The organism is Burkholderia sp. KBS0801 (genome assembly GCF_005937855.2).
Taxonomy (GTDB): Bacteria; Pseudomonadota; Gammaproteobacteria; order Burkholderiales; family Burkholderiaceae; genus Burkholderia; species Burkholderia ambifaria.
On record NZ_CP042178.1, the window covers coordinates 1,102,088 to 1,126,498 of the forward strand.

The following is a 24,411-nucleotide window of genomic DNA, read 5'->3' on the forward strand; positions in this document are numbered from 1 at the left end:
TGATGCAGGCAAGGAACGAATCCCGATGTGCGCTCGAGATCGCGCGGCAAATGCGGACGAATGCGCGCGGCGAGCCGGAGCGGCGGCGGAATTGCAAGCGGCCGCGGCGCGCGATTTCGTTTCGATGTGTTTCAGTCGTTGCGGCGGCGCGCGACGCGCTTCGACAATATCCGCATCAATAATTCGGGCACGAGGGAAACAGATGAAGCACATTCGCGCGACGGGCAAGCACCTGGCATCGGCGGGCATCGCATTCGGCATCCTGCTGGGCGTCAACGGCAGCGCGCATGCGCAACTCGACCTCCAGGCGATCGGATCGTCGCTGCTCGGCGGCGGGCAGCAGCAGGCCGCGCCGTCGCAGGGCGGCGTCGCGCAGTTGCTGCAGGCGTACGTCGGCGCGAACCAGCAGGTGTTGGCCGGCCAGTCGTCGCTCGCGTCGGCGATGGGGCTCACCGGCGCGGCCGGGCAGGCGCAGCAGGCCGCCGGCCTGCTCGGCGGCGGCAACGCATTGACACCGGCCGCGCTGTCGCAGATGGGCGGTGCGCAGCAGTCGGTGTCGCAGGCGCTCGGCCAGGCGTTCGCGAGCGGCGGTGCGACGCACGGCCCGGTCGACAAGCAGGCGTTCAGCAACGGCCTTGCATCGCTCGGCCAGGGCCTCACGCAGTATTCGCAACTGCAGTCGGGGCTCGGCAGTCTCGGTTCGACCAGCGCCGCGTCGCTGCTGCAGGCGGGCCTGAATCCGCAGAACATGCAGGCAGCGTCGTATATCGCGCAAAGCGCGCCGAGCCAGTTGCAGTCGCTCGCGTCGACGCTCAGCCAGGCCGTGCAGTTCGCGACGAGCCAGGGCATCTCGGTGCCGGCGGTCGCGTCGTCCGCGCTGAAGCTGCTGCCGTAACGTTGCCGGCGCCGCGCGCGTCGGGGCCGCTGCCGCGCGCGCAGCGCCGGGAAGGCCCCGCACAACATGGGGATTGCGCTCGATGCTATCGTGCGTGTTCCCCGTTTCCGGTGCCGGTTCATGACTGACTCGTTCGACCTCCCGCGCTATTTCGCCCGCATTGGCTACGACGGCCCGGCCCAGCCGACGCTCGACGTGCTGCGCCGGCTGCATCTGCTGCACCCGCAGGCGATCCCGTTCGAAAACCTCAATCCGCTGACCGGCGCGCGCGTCGCGCTCGACGTGCCGGCGATCGTCGACAAGGTGATCGCGCACCGCCGCGGGGGCTACTGCTTCGAACTCAACAAGCTGTTCTACACCGCGCTCGCGCACATCGGTTTCCGCGTGACGCCGTTGATCGCGCGCGTGCGCTGGATGCGGCCGCCCGAGGTCGTCACCGCGCAGACGCACATGCTGCTGCGTATCGATCTCGACGGCGCGACGTGGCTTGCGGACATCGGCTTCGGCAGCGCGACACTCACCGCGCCGCTGCGCTTCGTGCCCGAAGAGCGGCAACTGACGCCGCACGGCGCGTTTCGCGTGGTCGGCGCGCCGGTCGACGGCGAGTTCGACATGCAGTTCGAGATTCCCGACGGCTGGCAGACGACCTATCGCTTCTCGCTGAAGCGGGCCGAGTGGATCGATTACGAGGCCGCGAACTGGTTTACGTCGACGTATCCCGAATCGATCTTCGTGAACGACCTGATCGCGTGCCGCGTGCTGCCGGGCGGCCGCGCGGCGCTGTTCAACACCGTGCTGACGCTGCGTGACGCGACCGGCGCGGGGCGCACCGTCACGTTCGACGACGCGGCGGCGTGGGGCGCATGCCTGCGCGACACGATCGGCATCGACACGACCGGTTTCGATCTCGACGCGCTGTTCGCACGGGCGGCGGCGCGGGCCAACATGACGTGAGTGCGTAGCGAGCGGCGGCATGGCCGGCGTCGACGTCCGCCGCACGCCACGCCGCCGATTCCGTTCCCTGTTTGACTTTTGCTATTTTGCTAGCATACTAGTATTCATGAGCGACGAAGAAGTGAAGCAGTTCAACGTGTACCTGCCGCTGAGCCTGATCCGGCAGGTCAAGCATCGCGCCATCGAAACGGAGCAGTCACTGTCCGCGCTGGTGGCCGACGCATTGCGCGCGTATCTGGCCGCTCCGCCACCGGGAGCCGGGCCGTCCATCAAGGAGGAATGACATGTCATCCGGGCGAATCGAAGCCGTGTACCTGACGACGCACAACTGGGGCAAGTCGGCGAAGTTCTTCCAGGCGCTGGGCTTCACGCTGGAATTCGAAACCGATCACGCGTCGGGCCAGTTCAGGCGCGGCGACGGCCCGTATCTGTTCATCGCCGAAGTGCCGACGAGCGAGACGCCGGACATGCAGGTCGTGCTGACGGTGCCCGACGAACAGTCGGTCCGGCCGCAGCCGATCGTCGACGTGGTCACGCCGTTCGAGGATACGCACTGGGGCACGCGTGACATGACCGTGCGAGACCCCGATGGCCGCGTGTGGCGCCTGCAGGCGCCGGGCACGCCGGCTGCGTGAGGCCGCGGCGATGACTGGCCTTCATCAGGACCAGCAAGACCATCAGGACGCCCCCGACAGCACCGCCGCCCGCGTCGCGCTGTGGCGCGCGCTGCACGTCGAACTCGATGCGCCGCCGCACGTGCTCGCCGATGAAGTCGGCCTGCGCCTGCTTGCACCGGCGCCCGGCTGGCAGCAGCGCGGCGACATGGATCCCCAGTTCACCGGGCCGTTTCGCGCCTCGATCGTCGCGCGGGCGCGCTTCATCGAGGATCTCGTCGTCGAGCAGGCCGCGCAGGGCGTGAGCCAGTACGTGATCCTCGGCGCGGGGCTCGACAGCTTCGTGCAGCGCCGGCCGGAGATGGCATCGCGCCTGACCGTCTTCGAAGTCGATCCGCCCGCGCCGCAGGCGTGGAAGCGGCGCCGCCTGACCGAGCTCGGTTTCGGCGTGCCGGACTGGCTACGGTTCGTGCCGGTCGATTTCGAGGCAAAGCAGTCGTGGCGCGACGCGCTCGTTGGCGCGGGCTTCGACGCGGGCAAACCGGCGGTCGTGGTGTCCACCGGCGTCAGCATGTACCTGACGCGCGACGCGAACGCGGCGGCGCTGCGCGAAGTCGCGTCGCTCGCGCCGGGTTCGACGTTCGCGATGACTTTCCTGCTGCCGCTCGAGCATGCGGATCCGGACGTGCGCCCGGGGCTCGAAATGGCCGCGAAGGGCGCGGCCGCCAGCGGCACGCCGTTCATCAGCTTCTTCATGCCGACGGAGATCCGAACGCTCGCGACGGACGCCGGCTTCGCGCGGGCCGAGCATGTGTCGGCCGCGGAGCTTACGCGCCGCTACTTCGCCGATCGCACCGACGGCCTGCGTCCGCCGAACAACGCGGAAGAGCTGCTGGTCGCGACGGTGTAACGCCGCGCTCAGCCGTCACGCGCGTTCCAGCACGGCCATCTCGCGCACGATCACGAGCAGCACCGCGAGGCTCGCGCCACCCGACGCGCGCAGATCGGCGAGCAGGTGCTCGTAGCGCTCCAGCGCGGCTTCGCGGCGTTCGCGCCACGCGTGGACGATCGTCTCAGGCGCCGTCGAGTCGGCCGATTCCGCGAGCGCGCTGGTGGCAAGCGTGCGCTTGAGCCGCGCAATTTCCGCGAGCGCGGCCGCGCGCGCCAGCATGTCCCAGTGAGTAGGCGCCGGCAGCGTGGCCGCGCGTTCGCCGATCCACCGATAGTTCAGCAGCGTGCCGAGCGAGAAGTACACGCCCGCGACCAGCTCGAGGCTGCGATCGCAGGTCGCGGCCACTTCGGCGATGTCGAGCAGCGCGGCCGAGATGTCGCCGTTCGCGACGCGCCCGGCGAGCGCGCTGTCGACGCCGGCATCCACCAACACGCGCTGCCGCTCCGACAATGCTTCGAGATCGCTCGTCGGCAGCAGCGACGGCAATTGCGGCGCGAGGCGCTGCACCGCGTCGCGGCAGCGCGCGATCAAGCCGGCGACGCCGCCGTTGGCGACCGCGCCCGATTGCAGCTGCCGCAGGAACCACAGCGCCGCGCGCTCCAGCAGCCGTGCGACGTCGACGAACATGCGCGCCTGCACGTCGTCGGCGACGCGGTTGTCGAGCGCGTCGATGTCGCGCCACACCGCATCGAGATCGAACACGTCGCGCGCCATGATGCACGCGCGCACGATGTCGCCCGGCTTCGCGTCGGTTTCCTCCATCAGCCGGTGCACGAACGCGCAGCCGACGCGGTTGACGAGCGCGTTGGTCAGGTGCGTCGCGAGAATCTCGCGCCGCAGCGGGTGGCGCTGCATCGGTTCGTTGAAGCGCTGTTGCAGCGGCGTCGGGAAATAGTCGACGAGCATCGCGGCGACGAGCGGATCCTCCGGTACGTCGGAGTCGAGCAGCGCGTCGTACAGCCACATCTTGCTGTACGCGAGCAGCACCGCGCGCTCCGGCGACGTCAGGCCCTGTTTCGCGGTTTGCCGTTCGGCGATCTCGTCGTCGGTCGGCAGGAACTCGATCACGCGGTTCAGGCGGCCCGCGCGTTCGAGCCAGCGCATCAGCCGCGCCTCGGCGTCGAGCAGCTCGACGCTGTAGCGGCCCGCGATCGACAGCGCCTGCGTCTGGTAGTAGTTGTCGCGCAGCACCAGCAGCCCGACTTCGTCGGTCATTTCCGCGAGCAGGGCGTTGCGCTGCTTCTCGGTCATCTCGCCGTCGCTGACGACGAGGCCGAGCAGGATCTTGATGTTGACTTCGTGATCCGAACAATCGACGCCGGCCGAGTTGTCTATCGCATCGGTGTTGATGCGCCCGCCGCGCTGCGCGAACTCGATGCGGCCGAACTGCGTGCAGCCGAGGTTGCCGCCTTCGCCGACCACCTTGCAGCGCAGGTCCGCGCCGTTCACGCGCACTGCGTCGTTCGCCCGGTCGCCGACCTGCTGGTGGGTTTCGTGCGCGGCCTTCACGTAGGTGCCGATGCCGCCGTTGTACAGCAGGTCGACCGGCGCCTGCAGGATGGCGCGGATCAGCTCGGTCGGCGGCAGCGCATGCGCGTCGATGCCGAGCGCGGCCTGCACGGCCGGCGACAGCGGGATCGTCTTCGCGGTGCGCGGATACACGCCGCCGCCCTGCGAGATCATGGAGGTGTCGTAGTCGGCCCAGCTCGAGCGTTCGAGCGCGAACATCCGCTCGCGCTCCGCGAAGCTCGTCGCCGGGTCGGGGTTCGGATCGAGGAACACGTGCCGGTGATCGAAGGCCGCGACGAGCCGGATATGCGGCGACAGCAGCATCCCGTTGCCGAACACGTCGCCCGACATGTCGCCCACACCGACCACGGTGAAGTCGGTCGTCTGCGTATCGACGCCCATCTCGCGGAAGTGCCGCTTCACCGATTCCCATGCGCCGCGCGCGGTGATCGCCATTTTCTTGTGGTCGTAGCCGACCGAGCCGCCGGACGCGAACGCATCGTCGAGCCAGAAGCCGTATTCGTGCGAGATCGCGTTCGCGTAGTCGGAGAAGGTGGCCGTGCCCTTGTCGGCCGCGACGACGAGATACGGATCGTCGGGATCGTGCCGCACCACGTCGGGCGGCGGCACGATCGTGTTGCCGGCGAGATTGTCGGTCAGGTCGAGCAGGCCGCGCAGGAACGTCTGGTAGCACGCGATGCCTTCGCGCATCCACGCTTCGCGATCGCTCGGTGGTGGCGGGTTCTTCACGACGAAGCCGCCTTTCGAGCCGACCGGCACGATCACGACGTTCTTCACCATCTGCGCCTTCATCAGCCCGAGCACCTCGGTGCGGAAATCCTCGCGGCGGTCGGACCAGCGCAGCCCGCCGCGCGCGACGCGCCCGCCGCGCAGGTGCACGCCCTCGACGCGCGGCGAGTACACCCAGATCTCGAACATCGGTTTCGGCTCGGGCAGGCCGGGCACCTTCGCCGGATTGAACTTGAACGACAGGTACGGCTTCGCTTCGCCGTTCGCGTCGTGCAGGAAATAGTTGGTGCGCTCGGTCGCGTTGATCACGCCGAGGAATTGGCGCAGGATCCGGTCCTCGTCGAGGTTCGGCACCTGGTCGAGCGCCGTCTCGATGGCCTTCAGCAGGTGTTCGGCCTGCACGTCGCGCGTGCCGCCGATGGCCGGGTCGAAACGCAGCAGGAACAGCTCGACGAGCTGCCGCGCGATCGCCGGGTTGCCGGTCAGCGCACGCTCGATATATGCGTCGCTGAACGTCGAGCCGACCTGCCGCAGGTATTTCGCATACGCACGCAGGATCGTGACCTCGCGGGCGCTCAGGTGGGCGCGCAACACCAGGCGGTTGAAGTCGTCGTTCTCGATCCGGCCGCTCCAGATCCGGTCGAACGCATCCTCGAACAGGCCCTTCACGCGCTCGATGTCGAACTCGGTGTCGTCGGCGAGTTCAAGGCCGAAGTCGTGTACCCACGCGGGCGCGGCATCCTGCGTCTGGATCCGGTACGGCCGCTCCTCGTCGACGCGCACGCCCAGATGTTCCAGCATCGGCAGGCTGCGCGACAGCGCGATCGGGTCGCCCGCGCGATACACCTTGAAGCGGAACGCGCGCGGCCCGGCCTCGATCGGGCGGTACAGGTTCATCGCGAGCTGGCCCGACTCCTTCACGCGCTCGATCAGCTCGATGTCGCGCACGGCCGTGCGCGCCGGATAGTCATCGCGATAGCCGGCCGGGAACGATTCCGCATAGCGCTGCAGCAGCCGGTTGCCTTGCTCCTCGCCGAACGCGTCGAGCAGCGCGTCCGCGAGATCGTCCTGCCAGCGGCGCGCGACCTGCACGAGCCGCGCTTCGAGCTCGCGCGTGTCGACGTCGGGCATCGTGCCCGGTTCGGCATGGACGACGAAATGAATCCGCGCGATCGCCGATTCCGACAGCAGCGGCGTGAATTCGACGTTCACGCCGTTGTATGCGTCGACGAGCAGCTTCGCGATGCGGCGGCGCAGGTCGGTGTTGTACTTGTCGCGCGGCACGAACGCGAGGCACGACACGAAGCGGTCGAAGCGGTCGCGCCGCACGAACAGGCGCGTGCGCTGGTGTTCCTGCAGGCGCAGGATGCCGAGCGCGATGTCGTAGAGCTGATCTTCGTCGGCCTGGAACAGTTCGTCGCGCGGATAGGTTTCGAGCACCGTCACCAGCGACTTGCCGAGATGGCCCTTCGGCAGGAAGCCCGCGCGCCGCACGATGTTCGCGCACTTGCGGCGCACGATCGGAATCTCGGCGCTCGACACCATGTACGCGGTCGACGTGTAGAGCCCGATGAAGCGGCGCTCGCCGGTCACCTTGCCGTCGGCGCCGACCAGTTTCACGCCGACGTAGTCGAGGTAGCCGGGCCGGTGCACGGTCGCGCGCGAGTTCGCCTTCGTCAGGAAGATCGGCCAGGGGCCGGTGATGATCTCGGCGGCGGCCGGCGGCAGCGGCGTCACGTCCGGCGCGCCGGACGGCCGCAACGATTCGCGCAGCAGGCCGAAGCCGGAGCCCTCGACGCCGCGCAGCCCGAAGCCCGACGCATCCGATACCAGCGAGTAGTCGCGCTGGCCGAGGAACGTGAAGTGGTCGGCGGCCATCCATTCGAGGAACGCGCGCGCCTCGATGTCTTCCGCGGTGGATTCGCGGGCTTTCATGTCCTTGATCGTCGCGCGCGCGATGTCGACGATCTTCGGCCAGTCCTCGACCGACGCGCGCACGTCGCCGAGCACGCGCGCGATGTCGTCGCGCAGCGTGTCGAGCAGCGCGGCGTCGCCGCAGCGGTCGACTTCGAAATGGATGAAGGACGCGAGCTGCGACTGGCCGTCGGGGGCCGTCGCGCCGCCGGCGTCGACGCGCTCGATCCCGCCGTTGCCGCCGCGCCAGATGCGGAACACCGGGTGCAGCGCGGAGTGCAGCGCGAGCCCGAGGCGGTTCACCGCCATCGTCACCGAGTCGACGAGGAACGGCATGTCGTCGTTGACGATCTCGATCACCGTGTGGTCCGAGTGCCAGCCGTGCTGCTCGAGGATCGGGTTGTACACGCGCAGCCGCTCGCTGCCGGGCACGAACTTCTGGGCGGTCTGCCAGTGCGCCATCGCGGCGCCGTACAGGTCGGCGATGCTGCGATCCTGCAGATCGTCGGCGTCGACGAAGTCGTAGTAATGACGCAGGAACGGTTCGACGATCCGGAACGTGGCTTCGGGCAGGCGCCCGCGCGCGAATTCGACGACATCCGAGAGCAGGTGTGCGACGACTTCCTCGTTCTTCGCTTCCATGGCGGTCTCCTGATCGGCTGGCCATTGGCTGCTGCGTTGTGTGTTCGGCATTATGCGCCGATTGCGTGACGGAGCGATGTGCGGGCGCACAACGGGGAGCAGGGAAGGAAGGGGCGCACGCAGCGCGCGTGGGCGGCGCTGCGCGGGAGGGTCAGGCGAGGTCCGGCGGCTTCAGGTCGGGATGCCGCGCGTAGAGCGGGTTCATGAAGTCGAGCAGCATCGTGGTCAATACTTGCGACACGAATTCGCGATAGGCGACGAATTCATGAGGCGGGCAGGTCTCTTCGACCCGCCGCAGCGATTGATCCAGTTGCCCACCCATCGACACGATCATGTCGTTCAGTGCGGTGGCGATACGTTTGTCGTCGATCATGCGGTCTCCTTCTGGCGCCGCGGCGTGCGGCGCATTCGGTTGGGTGTTACCGCGGTTCGAGCGCGTATCGCCCGGGAGGTTCCGGCGACGCCGAACGGGCCGGTGTCGGAGCGCGGCGCTCCACAGCTTCCCGGCCGTCGCCCAGTTCTCCTTGTTCACGTCGGCGAGGATCATGTCGACCGAGCCCGGGTCGCAGCCGAGCGTTTCGCACGTGACGCGCGCGATTGATGTGTCCGTGACGCATTGCACTGATCGACGGCACGCCGGCCGAACGCATCGGCACGGATATTGCGGCGCCGCACATCCCCGCTATTGCGGTTTCCTGCAACGGATGCCGTTCACCTTCGTCGTCACGCGCGTGCCGGCTCGACCCGCGACGATCGCGGCGATATCGGCGAGCGAGCCGATGGCCGCGTCCCGGCCCGTCTGTCGTACGAACTCGATGGCGGCCTGCACCTTCGGCCCCATCGAGCCGGCCGCGAAGCCGAGCTCATCGAGCGCGTCCGGATGGGCGGCTTCGATCAGCGACTGGGTCGGCAGGCGCCAGTCCACGTATGCGCCGTCGACGTCGGTGACGATCAGCAGCAAGTCCGCCTGCAATTCGCGCGCCAGCAGCGACGCGCACAGATCCTTGTCGATCACGGCTTCGACACCCGCGAGCTTGCCGTTCGCATCGTAGCGCGTCGGGATGCCCCCACCGCCCGCGCAGATCACGATCGCGCCTTTTTCCAGCAGCCATTTGATCGGACGGATCTCGAAGATGCGGTGCGGTCGGGGGCTTGGCACGACCCGGCGAAATGCGTCGCCGTCGGGCGCGATGTGCCAGCCATTTTCGTGCGCGAGCCGTTCGGCCTCCGCGCGCGAATAGACCGGGCCGATCGGCTTGGTCGGCCGGTCGAACGCCGGGTCGGCAGGGTCTACTTCGACTTGCGTCAGCAGCGTGGCGAACGGCATGTCGGCGGGCAGCAGGTTGCCGAGTTCCTGCTCGATCAGATATCCGATCATCCCTTCCGTCTGGGCGCCGAGCACGTCGAGCGGGTACGGCTCGACCGGTGCGTAGGCGGCAGCCTGCAGCGCGAGGAGCCCGACCTGAGGGCCGTTGCCATGCGCGATCACGAGTTCGTTGCCGGGGGCGATCCGGGCGATCTCGGCGGCGGCGATTCTCACGTTCTGTCGTTGCCGGGCTTCGGACATCGGCTGATTGCGTTGCAAGAGCGCGTTGCCGCCCAATGCGATGACGATGCGCATCGTGTTTCTCCTTGAAGTGCGGACGGTGCGATGCGATGCACCATCCGGTGGCGCGTGCGGGTCGTCAGATGCCGCCGAGTGTCGAGACGAGGACGGCCTTGATCGTGTGCATGCGGTTTTCGGCCTGTTCGAACGCAATGCAGCGCGGCGATTCGAACACCTCGTCGGTAACCTCGATGCCGTCTTTCAGGTGCGGATAGCGTTCGGCGATCTGCCGGCCGACTGTCGTGTCGCTGTTGTGGAAGGCCGGCAGGCAGTGCATGAACCGCGTGCGCGCGTTGCCCGTCGATTCGAGCAGCGTGCGATTGACCTGATACGGCAGCAGCGCTGCGATCCGCTCGTCCCATGCTTCGACCGGCTCGCCCATCGACACCCACACGTCGGTGTGAATGAAATCGACGCCCTCGACTGCCGCATGCGGATCTTCGGTCAAGAGGATCCGCGCGCCGCTTTCGGCCGCGAACGCCTCGCATTGCGCGATCAGCTCCGCGGCCGGCCACAGCGACTTCGGTGCGCCGATCCGCACATCCATCCCGAGCTTCGCGCCGATCAGGAGCAACGAATTGCCCATGTTGTTGCGGGCATCGCCGAGATACGCGTAACTGATGTCGTGCAACGCCTTGTCGCTGTGCTCGCGCATCGTCATCACGTCGGCCAGCATCTGCGTCGGATGGTATTCGTCGGTGAGTCCGTTGAACACGGGCACGCCCGCGTAGCGTGCCAGGTCTTCGACGATCTCCTGGCGGAAACCGCGATACTCGATGGCGTCGTACATCCGGCCCAGCACGCGCGCCGTGTCCTTCATGCTTTCCTTGTGGCCGATCTGCGACGACGTCGGATCGATATAGGTCACGTTGGCGCCCTGGTCATATGCGGCGACCTCGAATGCGCAACGCGTGCGGGTCGAGGTCTTTTCGAAGATCAGCGCGATGTTCTTGCGCATCAGGCGCGGCTGTTCGGTGCCGCTGTACTTCGCACGCTTCAGGTCGCGGGCGAGATCGAGCAGGTAGCGCAGTTCGCGCGCGTTGTGGTGGATCAGGCTCAGCAGATTGCGGTTGTGCAGATTGAGGCTCATCGGGTTTCTCCGTGAAAAGGTGGCGGTGCGTCGCGGTGCGCGCCGGTTTCAGAAATCGACCGGATCGCGCAGGACCGGACAGGTCATGCAATGGCCGCCGCCGCGCCCGCGGCCGAGCTCGCTGGAGCCGATCGTGATCACCTCGACCCCCGCCTTGCGCAACTGCGTGTTTGTATAGGTATTGCGGTCGTAGCCGACGACGGTGCCCGGTTCGAGGCAGATCATGTTGTTGCCGTCGTCCCATTGTTCGCGTTCGGCCGCGAAATCGTTGCCGCCCGTCTCGACGACGCGCAGCGATTTCAGACCCAGCGCCTGCGCGACGACGTCGACGAACGCCTTGTCTTCCCGCTCGATGTCGATGCCGTTGCGCGCGTCGTCGCGCGGGCGCAACGTGAACGGGACGATGCGGTTCACGACGTCGGGGAATACGGTCACGAGATCGCGATCGCAAAAACTGAACACGGTGTCGAGATGCATCGACGCACGCGAGTTCGGCAGGCCCGCGACGATCACGCGTTCGGCCGCGCCCTTCGCGAACAGCGACTGCGCGAGCTGGCCGATCGCCTGGTGCGTGGTGCGTTCGCCCATCCCGACGAGCACGACGCCGCGACCGATCGGCATCACGTCGCCGCCTTCGAGCGTCGCCATCCCGTGGTCGCGGTCGGGATCGCCGTACCACACGTCGAATGTCTCGTCGGCGAACTGGGGATGGAACCGGTAGACCGCGGCGACGAGCAGCGTTTCCTGCCGGCGGGCCGGCCAGTGCATCGGATTCAGCGTGACGCCGCCGTAGATCCAGCACGACGTGTCGCGCGTAAACATCATGTTCGGCAGCGGCGGCAGCACGAACGACGACCGCCCGAGGTAGTCGCGAAACAACGTGAGCGCCTTCGACTGGCTGCCGCCCGGCACGTCGCTCGCCGCGACGCCGCCGATCAGGAATTCGGCGAGCGTGCGCGGTGCAAGGCCGTCGAGCCATGCGCGCACTTCGTCGACGAGACCGATGCCGACGGTGTCGGGCGTGATCTTGCGATCGAGAATCCACGTGCGTCCGGCCGGGTTCGCGACGGTGTCGGTCAGCAGATTGTGCATCTCGAGCACCTCGACGCCGCGCTCGCGCATCTTCGATACGAAGTCGAAATGGTCGCGCTTGGCCTGGTTCACCCACATCACGTCGTCGAACAGCAATTCGTTGCAATTGCTGGGCGTGAGGCGATGATGGGCGAGCCCCGGCGAGCAGACGATCACCTTGCGCAGCTTGCCGACTTCGGAGTGGACACCGACTTGAGGCGTGACATGGGTCATGTTCGTTACCTGTTTGATCAAAGGGAGATGAGACCGCGATGGAGCGCATAGGCCGCGACAACGGCCGCGACGGCGGCCGCCGCAAAAACGATTTTTTCGGCGGTCGTGAACACCGGCTTGCCGAGTTCGCGCTTCGCCTTCGCGAACAGCAGCGCGCCCGGCACGTAGAGCAGGGCGGACAGCAGCAGGTACTTGACGCCTGCCGCGTAGAGCAGCCACATCGTGTACGTCACCGCGAGCGCGGCGATGCAGCCGTCCTTGCGGCGTGCGCGGGCGTCGGCTCCATAGGTTTCGCCGCGCACGACGAGCAGGAGCGCGTAGGCGGCCGACCAGAAGTACGGGATCAGGATCATCGACGTCGACAGATAGATCAGCGACAGATAGGTGCCCTGGGCGAACAGCGTGATGATGAGGAAAATCTGCACCATCACGTTCGTGAGCCACAGCGCGTTGGCCGGCACGTGGTTCGCGTTCTCCTTGCGCAGGAACGCGGGCATCGTGCGGTCCTTTGCGGCCGAGAACAGGATCTCCGCGCAGAGCAGCACCCACGACAACAGCGCGCCGACGAGCGACACCACGAGGCCGACGCCGATGACGACGGCGCCCCAATGTCCGACCACATGCTCGAGCACGGCGGCCATCGACGGGTTCTGAAGCTTCGCGAGCTGCGGCTGCGTCATGATGCCGAGCGACAGCAGATTGACGAGCACGAGCGCGAGCAGCACGCCGGCGAAGCCGATCACGGTCGCACGGCCGACGTCGCTGCGCTTCTCGGCGCGCGCCGAGTAGATGCTGGCGCCCTCGATGCCGATGAACACCCACACGGTGGCGAGCATCATGTTGCGGACCTGGTTCGTCACCGAGCCGAGCGACGGATTCGCGTGGCCCCATATGTCGGCTCGGAACACGTCGAGCCGGAACGCGAAGAAGCCAATCGCGATGAACACCACGAGCGGGACGATCTTCGCGACGGTCGTGACGAGGTTGACGAACGCCGCTTCCCGGATGCCGCGCAATACGAGGAAATGGACGGCCCACAGCAGCACCGAGGCGGCCGCGATCGCGGCGCGCGTGTTGCCTTCGCCGAACATCGGGAAGAAGTAGCCGAGCGTCGAGAACAACAGCACGAAGTAGCCGACGTTACCGACCCACGCGCTGATCCAGTAGCCCCATGCGGACGAGAAGCCCATGTAATCGCCGAACCCGGCCTGCGCATACGCGTAGACACCGCCGTCGAGCAGCGGCTTGCGGTTCGCGAGTGTCTGGAAGACGAACGCGAGGGCAAGCATGCCGACCGCGGTGATGCCCCATCCGATCAGGATCGCGCCGGCGTCGGCTGCGGCAGCCATGTTCTGCGGCAGCGAGAAGATGCCGCCGCCGATCATCGAGCCGACCACGAGGGCGGTCAGCGCGCCGAGCTGCAGCTTGCGCGTGGCGGGTCGCGCAGTATCGGTGTGAATCAGTTCAGCCATGAGGCTTCCTTGTAATCGAGTGTGCGTGAAGTCGTCGCGCGCACGTGGCCGCCGCGCGTACGGCGGTGCGTACGGCGCGGGGATGCGTTTTACTGCTGGGGGCGACCGTTATCGGTGCAGCGTGATGGCCGGCGTTTCGCGTGACGGCTCGTTCCGGCTTTCCCGTTGACGCCGGGCTTCGGCGGCGTCGCTGTGATCCCAGAATGAAAAGGTCCAGATGCGAATCCGGCGGCGCTTCCAGTACATGCCGTTCAGGCGTCTGCGGATTTCCCCGAGCGCACCGCGGTTGGCGCCTTCGACGTTGATCAGCGCACCCGGCCTCGAGCTCGCTTGCCCGATGAACAGGATGTGCGTGAAAGTCTCTCCGGTGTATTTGCGAAGAAAACCCTGAAGCTCGTTCCGCGTGGTGTCCGGATTGAGATTGTCGACGAGCATTCTCATTGTTTCTCCAGGGTGGTTGCTTGAAACCGAAGTGAGTCGATTTCGATCATCGGGTGTCAAACCGGACATCGGAAAATCGAAATGAAAATCGCGCGAATCCATTGAGCGGCGGTGCGCGGCAGGTCCGGCGTTTTCCCTCGGTTCTCTCTTTTCGGTATTGCTCGAACGAATTAAATTCAAGCGCAATTGTCCGTCATGCACTGCAATCGATTTTGATCGACGTCAATGGGTAATTTTCGGGATAAGACGCAGGTGTTTGACGGCAGGAGGCAGGCCGACGGGCTTGCCGATGTGGCGGGGAAGCGGGGAGAGCGGGCGGGGCTGGGACGCGTTGCGTCCCTTCAAGCGGTGGATCCGAACGGTTCGCGGCAGCGGCTTATTCGCGCTCGCTCCACAGCTTCCCGGCCGTCGCCCAGTTCTCCTTCTTCACGTCGGCGAGGATGATGTCGACCGAGCCCGGGTCGCAGCCGAGCGTCTCGCACGTGACGCGCGTGATCGCTTCGACGAATGCGCGTTTCTGCTCGACCGTGCGGCCTTCGAATAACTGGATATTGAAAGTCGGCATGACTGGATGCTCCGATGGTTGGGGTGAATCGGTTCGTGTTCGTCGGGACGCCGGCGGCGTCAGTCGCGATACGACGGATCGATGCGGTCGAGGCGACGCAGCAGCGCAGGCCATTCGAGTTCGCCCTCGATCGCGCCGCCGTCGCGCAGTTGCTCGGCGGTGCGCGCGGCGACGGCCGGCGCAGGCAGCACGAGCGCCCCGCCGCCTGCCTGCGCGCGCACCTGGATGTCGCACGCCTTGATCAGCGTATCCATCAGCACATATGCTTCGGCGACGGTCCGGCCGACCGTCAGCGTGCCGTGGTTGCGCAGCAGCATCGCTGATTTCGCGCCGAGACTGGCGGTCAGCCGCGCGCCTTCGGCCGGCGAGAAGGCGAGCGCCTCGTAGTCGTGATACGCGAGGTCGCCGTGAAACCGCAGCGCGTGCTGCGATGCCGGCAGCAGCCCGTCGCGCTGGATCGACACGGCGATGCCGGCCGTATTGTGCAGATGCATCACGCACACGGCGTCCGGCCGCGCGGCATGGACGGCCGCATGCAGTGCGAAGCCCGTCAGATTGACCGCATGCTCGCTGTCGCCGATCCGGTTGCCGGCCAGGTCGATCTTCACGAGATTCGATGCACGGACTTCGTCGAACGTGAGGCCGAACGGATTGATCAGGAAATGGCCGGGTTCGCCCGGCACCGTCGCGGAAAGATGCGTGTAGATCAGGTCGTCCCAGCCGTTCAGCGCGACGAGGCGATACGCGGCGGCGAGATCGACGCGCAGCCGGCGCTCGGCGTCCGAGACCGGGCCGCCGGGCTTCACGACGTCAGGACGGTGTGCGAATGACGACATCGGGTTCTCCGAGGGTAAAGCGGCGCGCGACGGCCACGGTGATCCATGACGCCAGAGCGAACGGCGCCGTGAGCGCGGGGATGCCCGCGTGCATCGCGAGCCACTGGATCAGCGCGGCCAGTGCGGCCGCCGCGAGCGCCGCGCGCGTGCCGCGCGACATCAGCGCAAGCGCGGCGAGCGCGCCGTTGAAGCCGAGCAGGCCGTCGGTGAATCCGGTATCGCCTGCGCCGAGTGCGACCAGCAGCACGGTCGACACGATCGCGCCGCCGAGGGCGAACGCGGCCGCGCGACGCGATGCGACCGCGATGCCGGCAACGATCAGCATACCGGCCCATGCGCCTTGTGCGAAGGCGGTTTGCGCGACGCCCGACAGCAGTGCGGCGGCGACCGAGGAAAGCGTCGGCGCCGCGTCCGTCGCGGCACCGCTCGCATGCTGCATCGTGACAAACGGCAGCCACAGCGCGGTGGCTGCAAGGCACGGACTCGAATACGGGCATTGGCGCCATTTCTCGAGCGGGACGCGCATCGCGCGCTGCACGAGCGCGGCGCCGATCGCGGCGAGCGGTGTGAGCACGAGCGCCAGCGGGGCGGGCGCAAAGACGACGGCAACCAGCGCGGCGAGCGCGCCGTTGAAGCCGTGCAGACCCTGTTCGACGGCGCGGCGTTCCGCGCGGGTCAGCACTGCGGTCACGTTCGCGGCGGCCGCGCCGACCAGCGCCGCGCACGCGAGCCGCAGGTCGGTGAGCGCGAGTGCGGCGACCAGCATCGCGCCGGTGAACGCGTTCGCCTGCAGCACGATCTGTCCGATGCTGCGCAGCAGGATGCGCAGATCGATCGACGGCGAGGCAGGGCGGGCGGTAGGCATGGCGGCGGTGGAGCAGGACGAGCCGCGAGCATAGGACACTATCCTGTGCACCGGAATAGGGAATTCTGGATACTCGGGATTTGAGGGGGATGCCCTGAATTGGGGCGGAGACAGGGGCCCGGCAGCCTATTTGTAGCGGCCGTTAACATTTTCGCGCGATGTGCCCGGTTTGGTAGTAAATTTGGGCGGCTGTTATCATTTTCGCGCGGAGGCTGCGTCGTTAGCGTTTTCGGACAGAATCGCGGAATCGTTAGTGTTTTTAGAGCTTCGGTAGGAGATTCGTCCATGCAAGTCGGGTTCAAGGCGCTGGCTGATCGCTACGGCATTACGCTGGCGCAACCGTTGCGCGTCGATTCGAGCATCGCCAGCAGACGCGCGAGCCGGGAAAACGACGATCAGGTGGAAAACCAGTACCCCCCCAGTTATCGGCCCACCGATGATTTTGCAGGGCATTTTGAGTTCGGCCTGAAGTATGAAGAGCTTCACTTCGAGTTTTTTGCCCGCCTGTTTGCTGTCGTCGGACCAGAACCAATCGAAAGTTGGTGCCGGAACGCTCCGTTCGGCCAATACGCTCGGCGCGCGGGTTTTTTGTATGAGTGGCTGACCGGCCTGCGTCTGGACGTACCTGATGTGGCGAACGGTGGCTATGTCAATGCGATTTCTGCAACTGAATACCTGACCCGCACACAGCCGCTTCGCAATCGTCGTTGGCGGTTGTACGACAACTTGCCCGGCACCCCTGCGTTCTGTCCGCTGGTTCGCCGAACTGCGGGGGTGCAGGAAGCCCTGCGGTTCGATTTGAGCACGGCGTTGAGCGAGTTGGATCGCGTCTTCGGGGCGGACATCTTGATGCGGACAGCCAGTTGGCTGACATTCAAGGAATCGCGTGCGAGCTTTCTCATCGAGAAAGAGGCGGACCAGGTGGACCGCATCCAGCGATTTGCGCACGTCATCGCACAGTACTGCGGCCGCATCGATGCTCCACTAAGCGCGCCAAGCCTGCATACGCTGCAGGCCGCCATTCTGGGCCACGATGCGTTTGGTTTGGGAGTGCGTCGTTCACCCGTCTTCGTGGGGCAGGCTACGATGCGCGAAAACATCGTGCATTACATTGCCCCGGCGTTCGAGGACGTGATGCCGATGCTGGCGGGGCTTGAAGAATTCGAGGCAGCGACCCGAGGCGCCGAGCCGCTGGCACGTGCTGCAACGTTGGCGTTCGGCTTCGTTTATATCCACCCCATGCGTGACGGCAACGGCCGGATTCATCGCTTCCTGATCAATGACTCACTGGTGCGGGACAAGGCGGTGCCGGATGGCGTGATATTGCCGATTTCGGCGACCATCATGAGTTCCACGGAGTTTCGTGCCGGCTACGATCGCACGCTCGAGGTGTTTTCTCGCTCTGTCATGCGGCGCTACGCAACGTCCTATCGGTTCGGAAACCTCGTGACCTATGACGACGGAACGCGCAGCAACTTCGATTTTGACAGCTACGACGATGCACGTTTCGTCTGGCGCTATCCAGATCTGACGGCTCACGTCCTGTATACCGCGCGAGTCGTCGAGCACACGATTCGCACCGAGATGGCCGATGAGGCCAGAACGCTGCTTATCTTTCAGCTTGCCCAGGAGCGACTCAAGGAGGTTGTGGAGATGCCAAATCTGGACGCAGACCGGATCATTCGCTCCGTTAGGGAAAACGGCTGGCAAATCTCCCGCAAGCTCAAACAGCAATATCCGCAGCTGGAGGACGAGCATAGAGCGGCGCGAGTCGTGGAAGCTGTCCGATCAGCGTTTGAGAGGCCGGACATCGATATCGAGCACGGATGATGCGCGCTGGACTCGTCGACGGCGGCATTCTGGCTAGTCGGGATTTGCGGGACGACACCCGGGTATTGGGCAGCGAGGAGCGAAATGATGCGAGAAGTCCGCTGGGCGTCGCTCGAGGGCGATGGAATCGAGCACCTGACGTTCGACCGTGCTGAAACCGGCATCGTCGTCGAAAGTGCCGTGGTCGGCCAGCGGTACGGCCGCGCGTACGGGCTTGCGTACCGGGTCGAGTGCGATCCGCGGTGGCGGGTCAGATATGCGGTGCTCAAGGTGATGGGCGGCGGCACGCTCGAACTGCACGGCGACGGCGCCGGCCACTGGCGCGACGGTTCGGGCAGCGCGCTGCCGGAACTGGATGGCTGCGTCGACATCGACATCGCGGCGACGCCATTCACGAATTCGCTGCCGATCGGCCGCCTCCGTCTCGCGCGCGGCGAGCGGCGGCCAATCGACGTCGCGTACATCTCGACGCCGGATTTGACCGTCGCGCCGGTCAAGCAGGCCTACGCCTGCATCGAGCCCGGCCGGCGCTACCGCTACGAAGGAATCTTCCGGAATTTCACGGCGGAGATGGACATCGATGCCGACGGGCTCGTGATCGACTACGAAACGCTGTTCAAGCGCCTGCCGGCGTTGCGCTGAACCGGGGCGCTCGCCGTCGCGGGTGCCGCCGCCGGGGGCGCCGCGGCCGCCGGCCTTTCGTGCGTCGCGGCAAACCGGTCGATCCGCGCCGCGATCAGCTCCGGGTCGCGCACCACGATCCAGTGCGCGCCGTCGATTTCCTCGCGCACATGCTCGCCGAGCCAGCGCTCGAGATCGACCGACATCTCGGGCGTCACGTAGCGGTCGCGCACTGGCACGAGGATCTGGACCGGCGCCTGCGCATACCGCTCGCGCGGCCGTCTCGCCCGTGCGAGAAAATTCGCGCGGTAAAGCTGCAAGCCGTTCAGCGCGTTCTTCAACTGCGCGGGATCGCGCTCGGGCCGCACGCGCTCGGTCAACTGCAACCAGCGCGGCCACAGCGCGGCGCCGCCGAGCCGCCACACCAGCGACGGCACGACCGGTAGATGGAAGAACGCGATGTACCACGACTTCAGGCTCTGCTTGACCCGCATCTTCGCGCGGAACACGTGGTCGAGGCACGGCCCGGAGATCGACGTGTACGACGCGATCCGGCCGCGGAACGCGGGATCGGTCACGGCCTCCCAGCACTGGATCGACCCCCAGTCGTGACCGACCAGATGGAACGGCCGGTTGCCGCAGGTCGCGTCTGCGACGGCCTTCAGGTCCTCCGCGAGCCGCGCGAGCGTGTAGTCGGCACGGCGGCGCGGCGCATCGGACGCGCCGGCGCCGCGCACGTCGTAGGCGATCACGCGGTAACGCTTCGCGAGCCGTGCGCGGATCGGCGCCCACACGGCCGCCGAATCGGGATAGCCGTGCACGAGGATCAGCGGCGGCGCGCGACGCGATCCGCTTACGTAGACGGCGAGTTTCACGTCGCCGGACTGGACGGTCAGCATCTCGTGCTCGCGCGCCATGACGTCATGCCTGCGCAACCGTATGCAGCGGCACGCGGCGCGGGGCGGCCTGCGCCGCGTAGCGCGCATTGGTCGCGTCGATGTTATCGAGCAGCGTGTCGAGCCCCTGCAGGTACTGGTGGTTGTCGTGGTCCCACGGGTGGAAGCCCGGACGGAAGTAGTCGAGCCATTCGCGAGCGATGCTCGGGAACACGCCGTGCTTCGGGCCGTACAGGTATTTCACGAGGCGCCACATGCCGCCGAACTTGCCGTGTTCGCGACGGTGCGCGCGCATCAGGCGCACGTGGAAGTCGAACACGATCGCCCAGAAGAACACCGTCGTCGTCAGCATCGTGCCCGTGCGCAGCAGGTAGCTGCCGAGGCCCGGCTTCATCACGGTGGTCCATACGTCGTACGACACCGCCTTGTGCTCGGTTTCCTCCATCGCGTGCCACATCCACATCTGCTGGTAGCCTTCGACCGATCCGTCGATCCGGTGCTCGTGGCCCGACAGCAGTTGGTTCGCGAGGATCGCGGTGTAGTGCTCGAGCGCGATCGTGATCGCGAGCTGCATCGAATGCGGCAGCACCTTCTTGAACCAGCCGAGGATCGCCCAGAGGCGCTTGTCGAGCTTGTGCGCGGGCAGGCCCGACGCCTGCAGCAGGTCGTTGTATTCGATGTGCTCGCGCGTATGCATCGCTTCCTGACCGATGAAGCCGAGCACCTGCTTCTTCAGCTCGGGATCCTCGATCCGGTCGCGGTAGTTGCGCACCGAATCCATGAAGAAGCGCTCGCCGGCCGGGAACAGCAGCGACAGCGCGTTCATGAAGTGCGTGACCGGCACGCCCTGCACATGCCAGTCGCGCGCGCGTTCGGGCGGCAGCGCGAAACGGATGTCGCGCCGCACGGGCATCATGTTCGGGGTCGTCATGATTGTTCTCCTCCCTGATTACCTGCGTTGTTGTAGGTGGCGTGCAGCGGGGCGGGCGCCGGCGCGCCGCGTGCGGCGTCGCGGCGGGCCCTGGCGGCCTCGCGGCGCGTCGCGAGCACGACGAGCGCCTGATACACGGACGGCAGGATGCGCGCCATCCAGTCCCCGGCCTTCGCATCGCGGCCGATCAGCACGCGCCGCTTGTTCCGGCGCACGCCGGCGAGAATCGTGCGCGCGGCGGCGTCGGCGGTCGTGATGAAGAACTTCTCGAACGTGTCGCGGCCTTGCTGCTCGCTCGCGACCATGAAGCCGACCATGTTCTTCGAGACTCGGCTCGCCTGCGCGATGTTCGTGCGGATCCCGCCCGGATGCACGCAGGTTGCCGACACGCCGCACTTCATCATGTCGAGTTCCTGGCGCAACGATTCGGTGAAACCGCGCACCGCGAACTTCGTCGCGTTGTAGCCGCTCATGCCCGGTTGCGCGAAGATCCCGAACAGGCTCGACGTGTTGATCACGTGACCGTCGCCCGATGCCTTCAGGTGCGGCAGGAACGCCTTCGTGCCGTGCACGACGCCCCAGAAGTTGATGTTCACGATCCACTCGAGATCGCTGTATTCCATCCCTTCGATCGTGCTCGACAGCGCGACGCCCGCATTGTTGAAGATCAGGTTGACCTTGCCGTGCTCCTTCGCGGTGTCGTCGGCCCACGCGAACATCGCGTCGCGGTCGCCGACGTCGAGCACGCGCGTCGACACGCGTACGTTCGGCGCGATCGCGCGGACGATCCGCTCGGTTTCGGCGAGGCCGACGCCGTTCTTGTCGGCGAGCGACACGTGGCAGCCGGCCCGCGCGAGCTGGACCGCGAGCGCGCGGCCCATGCCCGAGCCGGCGCCCGTGATCGCGGCGACCTTGTTGGTGAAAGCTCTCATGTCGGTGGCTCCTAGTCTGGTTCAGGCCGCTTCGGCGGAAGGGGAAGTTGAAGCGGAAGCGGCGGACGCGGCGACGGGCTGTGCGGTCGTGTCATGCCGCGGCGCGCCATACGCGTGGTAATCGGCGATCGAGAAGCGTGCGGTCGCCTGGCGGAAGCGCCACGTGAAGCCCGGCCACAGCGTCGTGTTCTTGCCGGTGCGCGGATCGAGATACCAGCTCTTGCAGCCGCCCGTCGACCAGATCGCCTTCTTGAGCTTGCCCTGCAGGTCGTTGTTGAATTGCGCCTCGACAAGCGGGCGCACCTCGATCGCATCCGCGCGTTCGCGTTGCATCGCCTGCAGTGCGCCGAGGATGTATTCGATCTGCGACTCGATCATGAACACCATCGAGTTGTGGCCGAGGCCCGTGTTCGGGCCGACGATCATGAAGAAGTTCGGGTAGCCGGGCAGCGTCGTGCCGAGGTACGCGTGCGCGCCGTCGCGCCACGCGTCGACGATGTCGAGGCCGCCGCGGCCGACGATCGCGCCGCGCGGAAACGGATCCGCCACCTGGAAGCCGGTGCCGTAGATCAGGCAGTCGACTTCATGACGCTTGCCATCGGTCGTCACGACCGCGTCGGCTTCGATGTGGTCGATGCCGGTCGTGATCACGTCGACGTTCTTGCGCGACAGCGCCGGGTAGTAGTCGTTCGAGATCAGCACGCGCTTGCAGCCGAGCGTGTAGTTCGGCGTGACGGCCTTGCGCAACTCCGGATCGGGGATCTGCTTGCGGATGTGACGCAGCGCGAGCTTCTGCACGTTCTTCATCAGCGACGGATGGATCGCAAAGCCGAGCACGCGCGATTCGAGCATCCAGTAGATGCCGCTGCGTACGGCCTTCTGCGTGAACGGCAGCGTGCGGAACAGCCATTTCTCGAATCCGGTCAGGTTGCGGTCGGGCTTCGGCATGATCCATGGCGGCGTGCGCTGGAACAGCGCGAGTTCCTTTACGCGCGGCGCGATCCGTGGCACGAACTGGATCGCGCTCGCGCCGGTGCCGATCACCGCGACGCGCTTGCCGTCGAGCGGGTAGTCGTGATCCCACTGCTGCGAATGGAATGCGCGGCCCTGAAAACTTTCGACGCCGGGGATCGCCGGCAGCGCGGCGCGCGACAGCCCGCCCATGCCCGACACGAGCACGCGCGCCGACAGCCGCTTGCCGTTCGCGAACGTGAGGCGCCAACGCTGCGCGGTTTCGTCGTACTCGGCGCGCCGCAGTTCGTGATTCAGGCGCAGGTGCGGGCCGACGCCGAAACGCTGCACGCAGTCTTCCAGATACGCGCGGATCTCCGGCTGCGGCGCGAACATGCGCGTCCAGCGCGGGTTCGGCGCGAACGAGAACGAATAGACGTGCGATTGCACGTCGCATGCACACCCGGGGTAATGGTTGTCGCGCCACGTGCCGCCGACCGACGCGGCCTTCTCGACGACGACGAAGTCGGTCACGCCTGTTTGCCGCAGGCGGATCGCCATTCCCAGCCCCGCGAAGCCGGTGCCGATGATGGCGATGTCGATGGTTTCGTCCGGGCCATCATGGCCGGGCGGGCCGAAAGGCAACGTGCGAGCATTCATCCGGGTGTCTCCGATTTGGCTCATTTTTTAATGTTACATTGGTTGATGTAACGATAGTGGGTGAGCCCGGAAACCGCAAGCGGCTAGAAGCGACGCTCTAACGGCGGGAAACCAGACGGGAAAAGGCTGAGCGGGGTTTGGAACGGCCTCCTTTCCGCATTGCGGGAGGCGCGGAAAGGGCCGTCGGCGCGGCGAGCCAGGTGATGAACGAAACCGCCCATGCGCGGCGGTCTGTTTGAAACAGTGTCAGGGGCGGATCGAGCGGGCGGCCGTCTCATGGAAAACCCCGGCCACGATGAGGACCTGCGCGAGCGCGTAGAGGCCCCAGATCAAGTAGTCGATGCCGGGAAAGCCGCCGAGGAACCGGCCGACGCCGATCAGCGTATCGGAGCCGACGAAGATCAGGCTGCCGATGGCGACCAGCGCGCTGCGCGTGCGCGCGGCGAGCGCGAAGCTCGCCATTACGCACAGCACGAGCATGTAGACGGCGACCGGCGCCAGCAACTCGCCGAGGTGCGGGAAGAACGCCACGTAGAACGCCGGCGCGGCGATCCACAGCGCGACGAGCGCGACGATGCGCCAGCCGTGCGGCCGCGCGCGCCACCGGAAGAAGATCGCGCAATAACACACGTGGGTGAGCAGGAACGCGCCAAGGCCGAACACGAACGACAGCGGCCAGTCGGGCAGTGCAAGCAGCACGTCGCCGAGCACGGCGGTCGCGAGCGCCGCGCACAGCCACGCACGTTCGCGCGACGCACCGCAGGTGCTGCCGGCCGCGAGCAGCAGGAGGCCCATCGCGGCTTTCGCGGCGGCCTGACCCGGATAGGGCGCGGCGGCGAGCGACAGCCCATACAACAGCGCGGCGGCGATGGCGAGCGGCCAGAGCCGGCGATAGGCGGCGGGAAGCGTGGCGATCAAGGCGAGTGTCTCCGGCTTGTGGTCTTTGTGGCGGATGGCGCGCCGTCGCGGGCGCGGCTGCCGGCCATTATCCGGAAGAACGGGGGCGCAAGAACCGGCGAATCCTTCTAGGAAACGGTAGCGATCGGAGGCGATGGGCGGCGATGCCGCCGCCGGATTTTTCCGCGCGTTGCCCCGGCTGAACCGGGGCAGCGCCTTCCATTCGGCTTGCTATGATCGCCGCGGTATTGCCGTTGTCGATGTCGTTGTCCCGTCCGGTTGC

Annotated in this window: 22 protein-coding genes and 1 pseudogene; 7 read left to right on the forward strand and 16 right to left on the reverse strand. The window is 66.6% G+C overall.

The features are described from left to right. Positions 1 to 202: 202 nt before the first annotated feature. The 5 genes from FFI87_RS21855 (at position 203) to FFI87_RS21875 (ending at position 3,373) form a co-directional block, all read left to right on the forward strand. Positions 203 to 895: a hypothetical protein gene (locus FFI87_RS21855; RefSeq protein ID WP_012366304.1), complete on the forward strand. Its 693-nt coding sequence runs from the start codon at positions 203 to 205 to the stop codon at positions 893 to 895. 120 nt (positions 896 to 1,015) lie between these two features. After that, the gene (locus FFI87_RS21860; RefSeq protein WP_138849043.1) at positions 1,016 to 1,849 is read left to right on the forward strand and encodes an arylamine N-acetyltransferase family protein; all 834 of its coding nucleotides are present in this window, start codon (positions 1,016 to 1,018) and stop codon (positions 1,847 to 1,849) included. A gap of 106 nt (positions 1,850 to 1,955) precedes the next feature. Next, positions 1,956 to 2,132 (forward strand): ribbon-helix-helix domain-containing protein, encoded by a 177-nt coding sequence (locus FFI87_RS21865; RefSeq protein ID WP_041490059.1) that lies wholly within the window; start codon positions 1,956 to 1,958, stop codon positions 2,130 to 2,132. A gap of 1 nt (position 2,133) precedes the next feature. Next, positions 2,134 to 2,484: a VOC family protein gene (locus tag FFI87_RS21870; RefSeq protein ID WP_138849042.1), complete on the forward strand. Its 351-nt coding sequence runs from the start codon at positions 2,134 to 2,136 to the stop codon at positions 2,482 to 2,484. Positions 2,485 to 2,494: 10 nt separating this feature from the next. Beyond that, the gene (locus tag FFI87_RS21875; RefSeq protein ID WP_138849041.1) at positions 2,495 to 3,373 is read left to right on the forward strand and encodes a class I SAM-dependent methyltransferase; all 879 of its coding nucleotides are present in this window, start codon (positions 2,495 to 2,497) and stop codon (positions 3,371 to 3,373) included. A gap of 15 nt (positions 3,374 to 3,388) precedes the next feature. On the opposite strand, the gene FFI87_RS21880 is transcribed toward FFI87_RS21875, so the two are convergent. The 11 genes and pseudogenes from FFI87_RS21880 to FFI87_RS21930 all read right to left on the reverse strand — a co-directional run bounded on the left by FFI87_RS21880 (position 3,389) and on the right by FFI87_RS21930 (position 16,410). Beyond that, positions 3,389 to 8,230 (reverse strand): NAD-glutamate dehydrogenase, encoded by a 4,842-nt coding sequence (locus FFI87_RS21880; RefSeq protein ID WP_138849039.1) that lies wholly within the window; start codon positions 8,228 to 8,230, stop codon positions 3,389 to 3,391. Between the two features lie 151 nt (positions 8,231 to 8,381). Next, entirely contained in the window at positions 8,382 to 8,603 is a 222-nt protein-coding gene (locus tag FFI87_RS35245) for a hypothetical protein (protein WP_012366298.1), read from the reverse strand. A 117-nt stretch (positions 8,604 to 8,720) separates the two neighbouring features. After that, positions 8,721 to 8,831, reverse strand: a pseudogene (locus FFI87_RS21890) (4-oxalocrotonate tautomerase); the annotation flags it as partial. An 81-nt stretch (positions 8,832 to 8,912) separates the two neighbouring features. Further along, entirely contained in the window at positions 8,913 to 9,851 is a 939-nt protein-coding gene (arcC, locus tag FFI87_RS21895) for a carbamate kinase (RefSeq protein ID WP_138849037.1), read from the reverse strand. A 64-nt stretch (positions 9,852 to 9,915) separates the two neighbouring features. Then, the gene (locus tag FFI87_RS21900) at positions 9,916 to 10,926 is read right to left on the reverse strand and encodes an ornithine carbamoyltransferase (protein ID WP_126225615.1); all 1,011 of its coding nucleotides are present in this window, start codon (positions 10,924 to 10,926) and stop codon (positions 9,916 to 9,918) included. Between the two features lie 48 nt (positions 10,927 to 10,974). After that, positions 10,975 to 12,231, reverse strand: a complete 1,257-nt coding sequence (arcA, locus tag FFI87_RS21905) for an arginine deiminase (RefSeq protein WP_138849036.1) — start codon at positions 12,229 to 12,231, stop codon at positions 10,975 to 10,977. Between the two features lie 17 nt (positions 12,232 to 12,248). Further along, positions 12,249 to 13,703 (reverse strand): arginine-ornithine antiporter, encoded by a 1,455-nt coding sequence (arcD, locus tag FFI87_RS21910; RefSeq protein ID WP_138849034.1) that lies wholly within the window; start codon positions 13,701 to 13,703, stop codon positions 12,249 to 12,251. A gap of 108 nt (positions 13,704 to 13,811) precedes the next feature. Beyond that, the gene (locus FFI87_RS21915) at positions 13,812 to 14,144 is read right to left on the reverse strand and encodes an RNA recognition motif domain-containing protein (RefSeq protein ID WP_138849033.1); all 333 of its coding nucleotides are present in this window, start codon (positions 14,142 to 14,144) and stop codon (positions 13,812 to 13,814) included. 376 nt (positions 14,145 to 14,520) lie between these two features. Next, positions 14,521 to 14,709 (reverse strand): 4-oxalocrotonate tautomerase, encoded by a 189-nt coding sequence (locus FFI87_RS21920; RefSeq protein WP_012366292.1) that lies wholly within the window; start codon positions 14,707 to 14,709, stop codon positions 14,521 to 14,523. Between the two features lie 59 nt (positions 14,710 to 14,768). Continuing rightward, positions 14,769 to 15,545, reverse strand: a complete 777-nt coding sequence (locus FFI87_RS21925) for a class II aldolase/adducin family protein (RefSeq protein ID WP_012366291.1) — start codon at positions 15,543 to 15,545, stop codon at positions 14,769 to 14,771. Continuing rightward, the gene (locus tag FFI87_RS21930) at positions 15,520 to 16,410 is read right to left on the reverse strand and encodes an urea transporter (RefSeq protein WP_138849031.1); all 891 of its coding nucleotides are present in this window, start codon (positions 16,408 to 16,410) and stop codon (positions 15,520 to 15,522) included. Before FFI87_RS21930 ends, FFI87_RS21925 begins: the two co-directional genes overlap by 26 nt. Before the next feature lie 285 nt (positions 16,411 to 16,695). Here FFI87_RS21930 and FFI87_RS21935 point away from each other — a divergent pair, with 285 nt between their 5' ends. Continuing rightward, a complete protein-coding gene (locus FFI87_RS21935; protein WP_138849029.1) occupies positions 16,696 to 18,240 on the forward strand; it encodes a Fic family protein in 1,545 nt (514 codons plus the stop codon). Between the two features lie 87 nt (positions 18,241 to 18,327). Further along, positions 18,328 to 18,882, forward strand: a complete 555-nt coding sequence (locus tag FFI87_RS21940) for a putative glycolipid-binding domain-containing protein (protein ID WP_012366288.1) — start codon at positions 18,328 to 18,330, stop codon at positions 18,880 to 18,882. Here the strand turns inward: FFI87_RS21940 and FFI87_RS21945 are convergent. The 5 genes from FFI87_RS21945 to FFI87_RS21965 form a co-directional block, all read right to left on the reverse strand. Continuing rightward, positions 18,843 to 19,778 carry an alpha/beta fold hydrolase gene (locus FFI87_RS21945; RefSeq protein ID WP_138849027.1) on the reverse strand — a complete coding sequence of 312 codons (936 nt, stop codon included), beginning with the start codon at positions 19,776 to 19,778 and terminating at the stop codon, positions 18,843 to 18,845. The two genes, FFI87_RS21940 and FFI87_RS21945, sit on opposite strands and share 40 nt — an antisense overlap. Before the next feature lie 4 nt (positions 19,779 to 19,782). Continuing rightward, on the reverse strand, positions 19,783 to 20,688 hold the full coding sequence (locus FFI87_RS21950) for a metal-dependent hydrolase (RefSeq protein ID WP_138849025.1): 906 nt from the start codon (positions 20,686 to 20,688) through the stop codon (positions 19,783 to 19,785). After that, positions 20,685 to 21,620 carry an SDR family NAD(P)-dependent oxidoreductase gene (locus FFI87_RS21955; RefSeq protein ID WP_138849023.1) on the reverse strand — a complete coding sequence of 312 codons (936 nt, stop codon included), beginning with the start codon at positions 21,618 to 21,620 and terminating at the stop codon, positions 20,685 to 20,687. The genes FFI87_RS21950 and FFI87_RS21955 overlap by 4 nt, the downstream gene beginning before the upstream one ends. Positions 21,621 to 21,641: 21 nt before the next feature. Beyond that, the gene (locus FFI87_RS21960) at positions 21,642 to 23,231 is read right to left on the reverse strand and encodes a flavin-containing monooxygenase (RefSeq protein ID WP_138849022.1); all 1,590 of its coding nucleotides are present in this window, start codon (positions 23,229 to 23,231) and stop codon (positions 21,642 to 21,644) included. Positions 23,232 to 23,477: 246 nt separating this feature from the next. After that, positions 23,478 to 24,149 (reverse strand): lysoplasmalogenase, encoded by a 672-nt coding sequence (locus tag FFI87_RS21965; protein WP_012366283.1) that lies wholly within the window; start codon positions 24,147 to 24,149, stop codon positions 23,478 to 23,480. Positions 24,150 to 24,411 lie beyond the last annotated feature (262 nt).

Coding starts and splice junctions, on each gene's coding strand:
- FFI87_RS21855 (WP_012366304.1), top strand. CDS start 203: ATGAAGCACATTCGCGCGACGGGCAAGCACCTGGCATCGGCGGGCATC.
- FFI87_RS21860 (WP_138849043.1), top strand. CDS start 1,016: ATGACTGACTCGTTCGACCTCCCGCGCTATTTCGCCCGCATTGGCTAC.
- FFI87_RS21865 (WP_041490059.1), top strand. CDS start 1,956: ATGAGCGACGAAGAAGTGAAGCAGTTCAACGTGTACCTGCCGCTGAGC.
- FFI87_RS21870 (WP_138849042.1), top strand. CDS start 2,134: ATGTCATCCGGGCGAATCGAAGCCGTGTACCTGACGACGCACAACTGG.
- FFI87_RS21875 (WP_138849041.1), top strand. CDS start 2,495: ATGACTGGCCTTCATCAGGACCAGCAAGACCATCAGGACGCCCCCGAC.
- FFI87_RS21880 (WP_138849039.1), bottom strand. CDS start 8,230: ATGGAAGCGAAGAACGAGGAAGTCGTCGCACACCTGCTCTCGGATGTC.
- FFI87_RS35245 (WP_012366298.1), bottom strand. CDS start 8,603: ATGATCGACGACAAACGTATCGCCACCGCACTGAACGACATGATCGTG.
- arcC (WP_138849037.1), bottom strand. CDS start 9,851: ATGCGCATCGTCATCGCATTGGGCGGCAACGCGCTCTTGCAACGCAAT.
- FFI87_RS21900 (WP_126225615.1), bottom strand. CDS start 10,926: ATGAGCCTCAATCTGCACAACCGCAATCTGCTGAGCCTGATCCACCAC.
- arcA (WP_138849036.1), bottom strand. CDS start 12,231: ATGACCCATGTCACGCCTCAAGTCGGTGTCCACTCCGAAGTCGGCAAG.
- arcD (WP_138849034.1), bottom strand. CDS start 13,703: ATGGCTGAACTGATTCACACCGATACTGCGCGACCCGCCACGCGCAAG.
- FFI87_RS21915 (WP_138849033.1), bottom strand. CDS start 14,144: ATGAGAATGCTCGTCGACAATCTCAATCCGGACACCACGCGGAACGAG.
- FFI87_RS21920 (WP_012366292.1), bottom strand. CDS start 14,709: ATGCCGACTTTCAATATCCAGTTATTCGAAGGCCGCACGGTCGAGCAG.
- FFI87_RS21925 (WP_012366291.1), bottom strand. CDS start 15,545: ATGTCGTCATTCGCACACCGTCCTGACGTCGTGAAGCCCGGCGGCCCG.
- FFI87_RS21930 (WP_138849031.1), bottom strand. CDS start 16,410: ATGCCTACCGCCCGCCCTGCCTCGCCGTCGATCGATCTGCGCATCCTG.
- FFI87_RS21935 (WP_138849029.1), top strand. CDS start 16,696: ATGCAAGTCGGGTTCAAGGCGCTGGCTGATCGCTACGGCATTACGCTG.
- FFI87_RS21940 (WP_012366288.1), top strand. CDS start 18,328: ATGCGAGAAGTCCGCTGGGCGTCGCTCGAGGGCGATGGAATCGAGCAC.
- FFI87_RS21945 (WP_138849027.1), bottom strand. CDS start 19,778: ATGGCGCGCGAGCACGAGATGCTGACCGTCCAGTCCGGCGACGTGAAA.
- FFI87_RS21950 (WP_138849025.1), bottom strand. CDS start 20,688: ATGACGACCCCGAACATGATGCCCGTGCGGCGCGACATCCGTTTCGCG.
- FFI87_RS21955 (WP_138849023.1), bottom strand. CDS start 21,620: ATGAGAGCTTTCACCAACAAGGTCGCCGCGATCACGGGCGCCGGCTCG.
- FFI87_RS21960 (WP_138849022.1), bottom strand. CDS start 23,231: ATGAATGCTCGCACGTTGCCTTTCGGCCCGCCCGGCCATGATGGCCCG.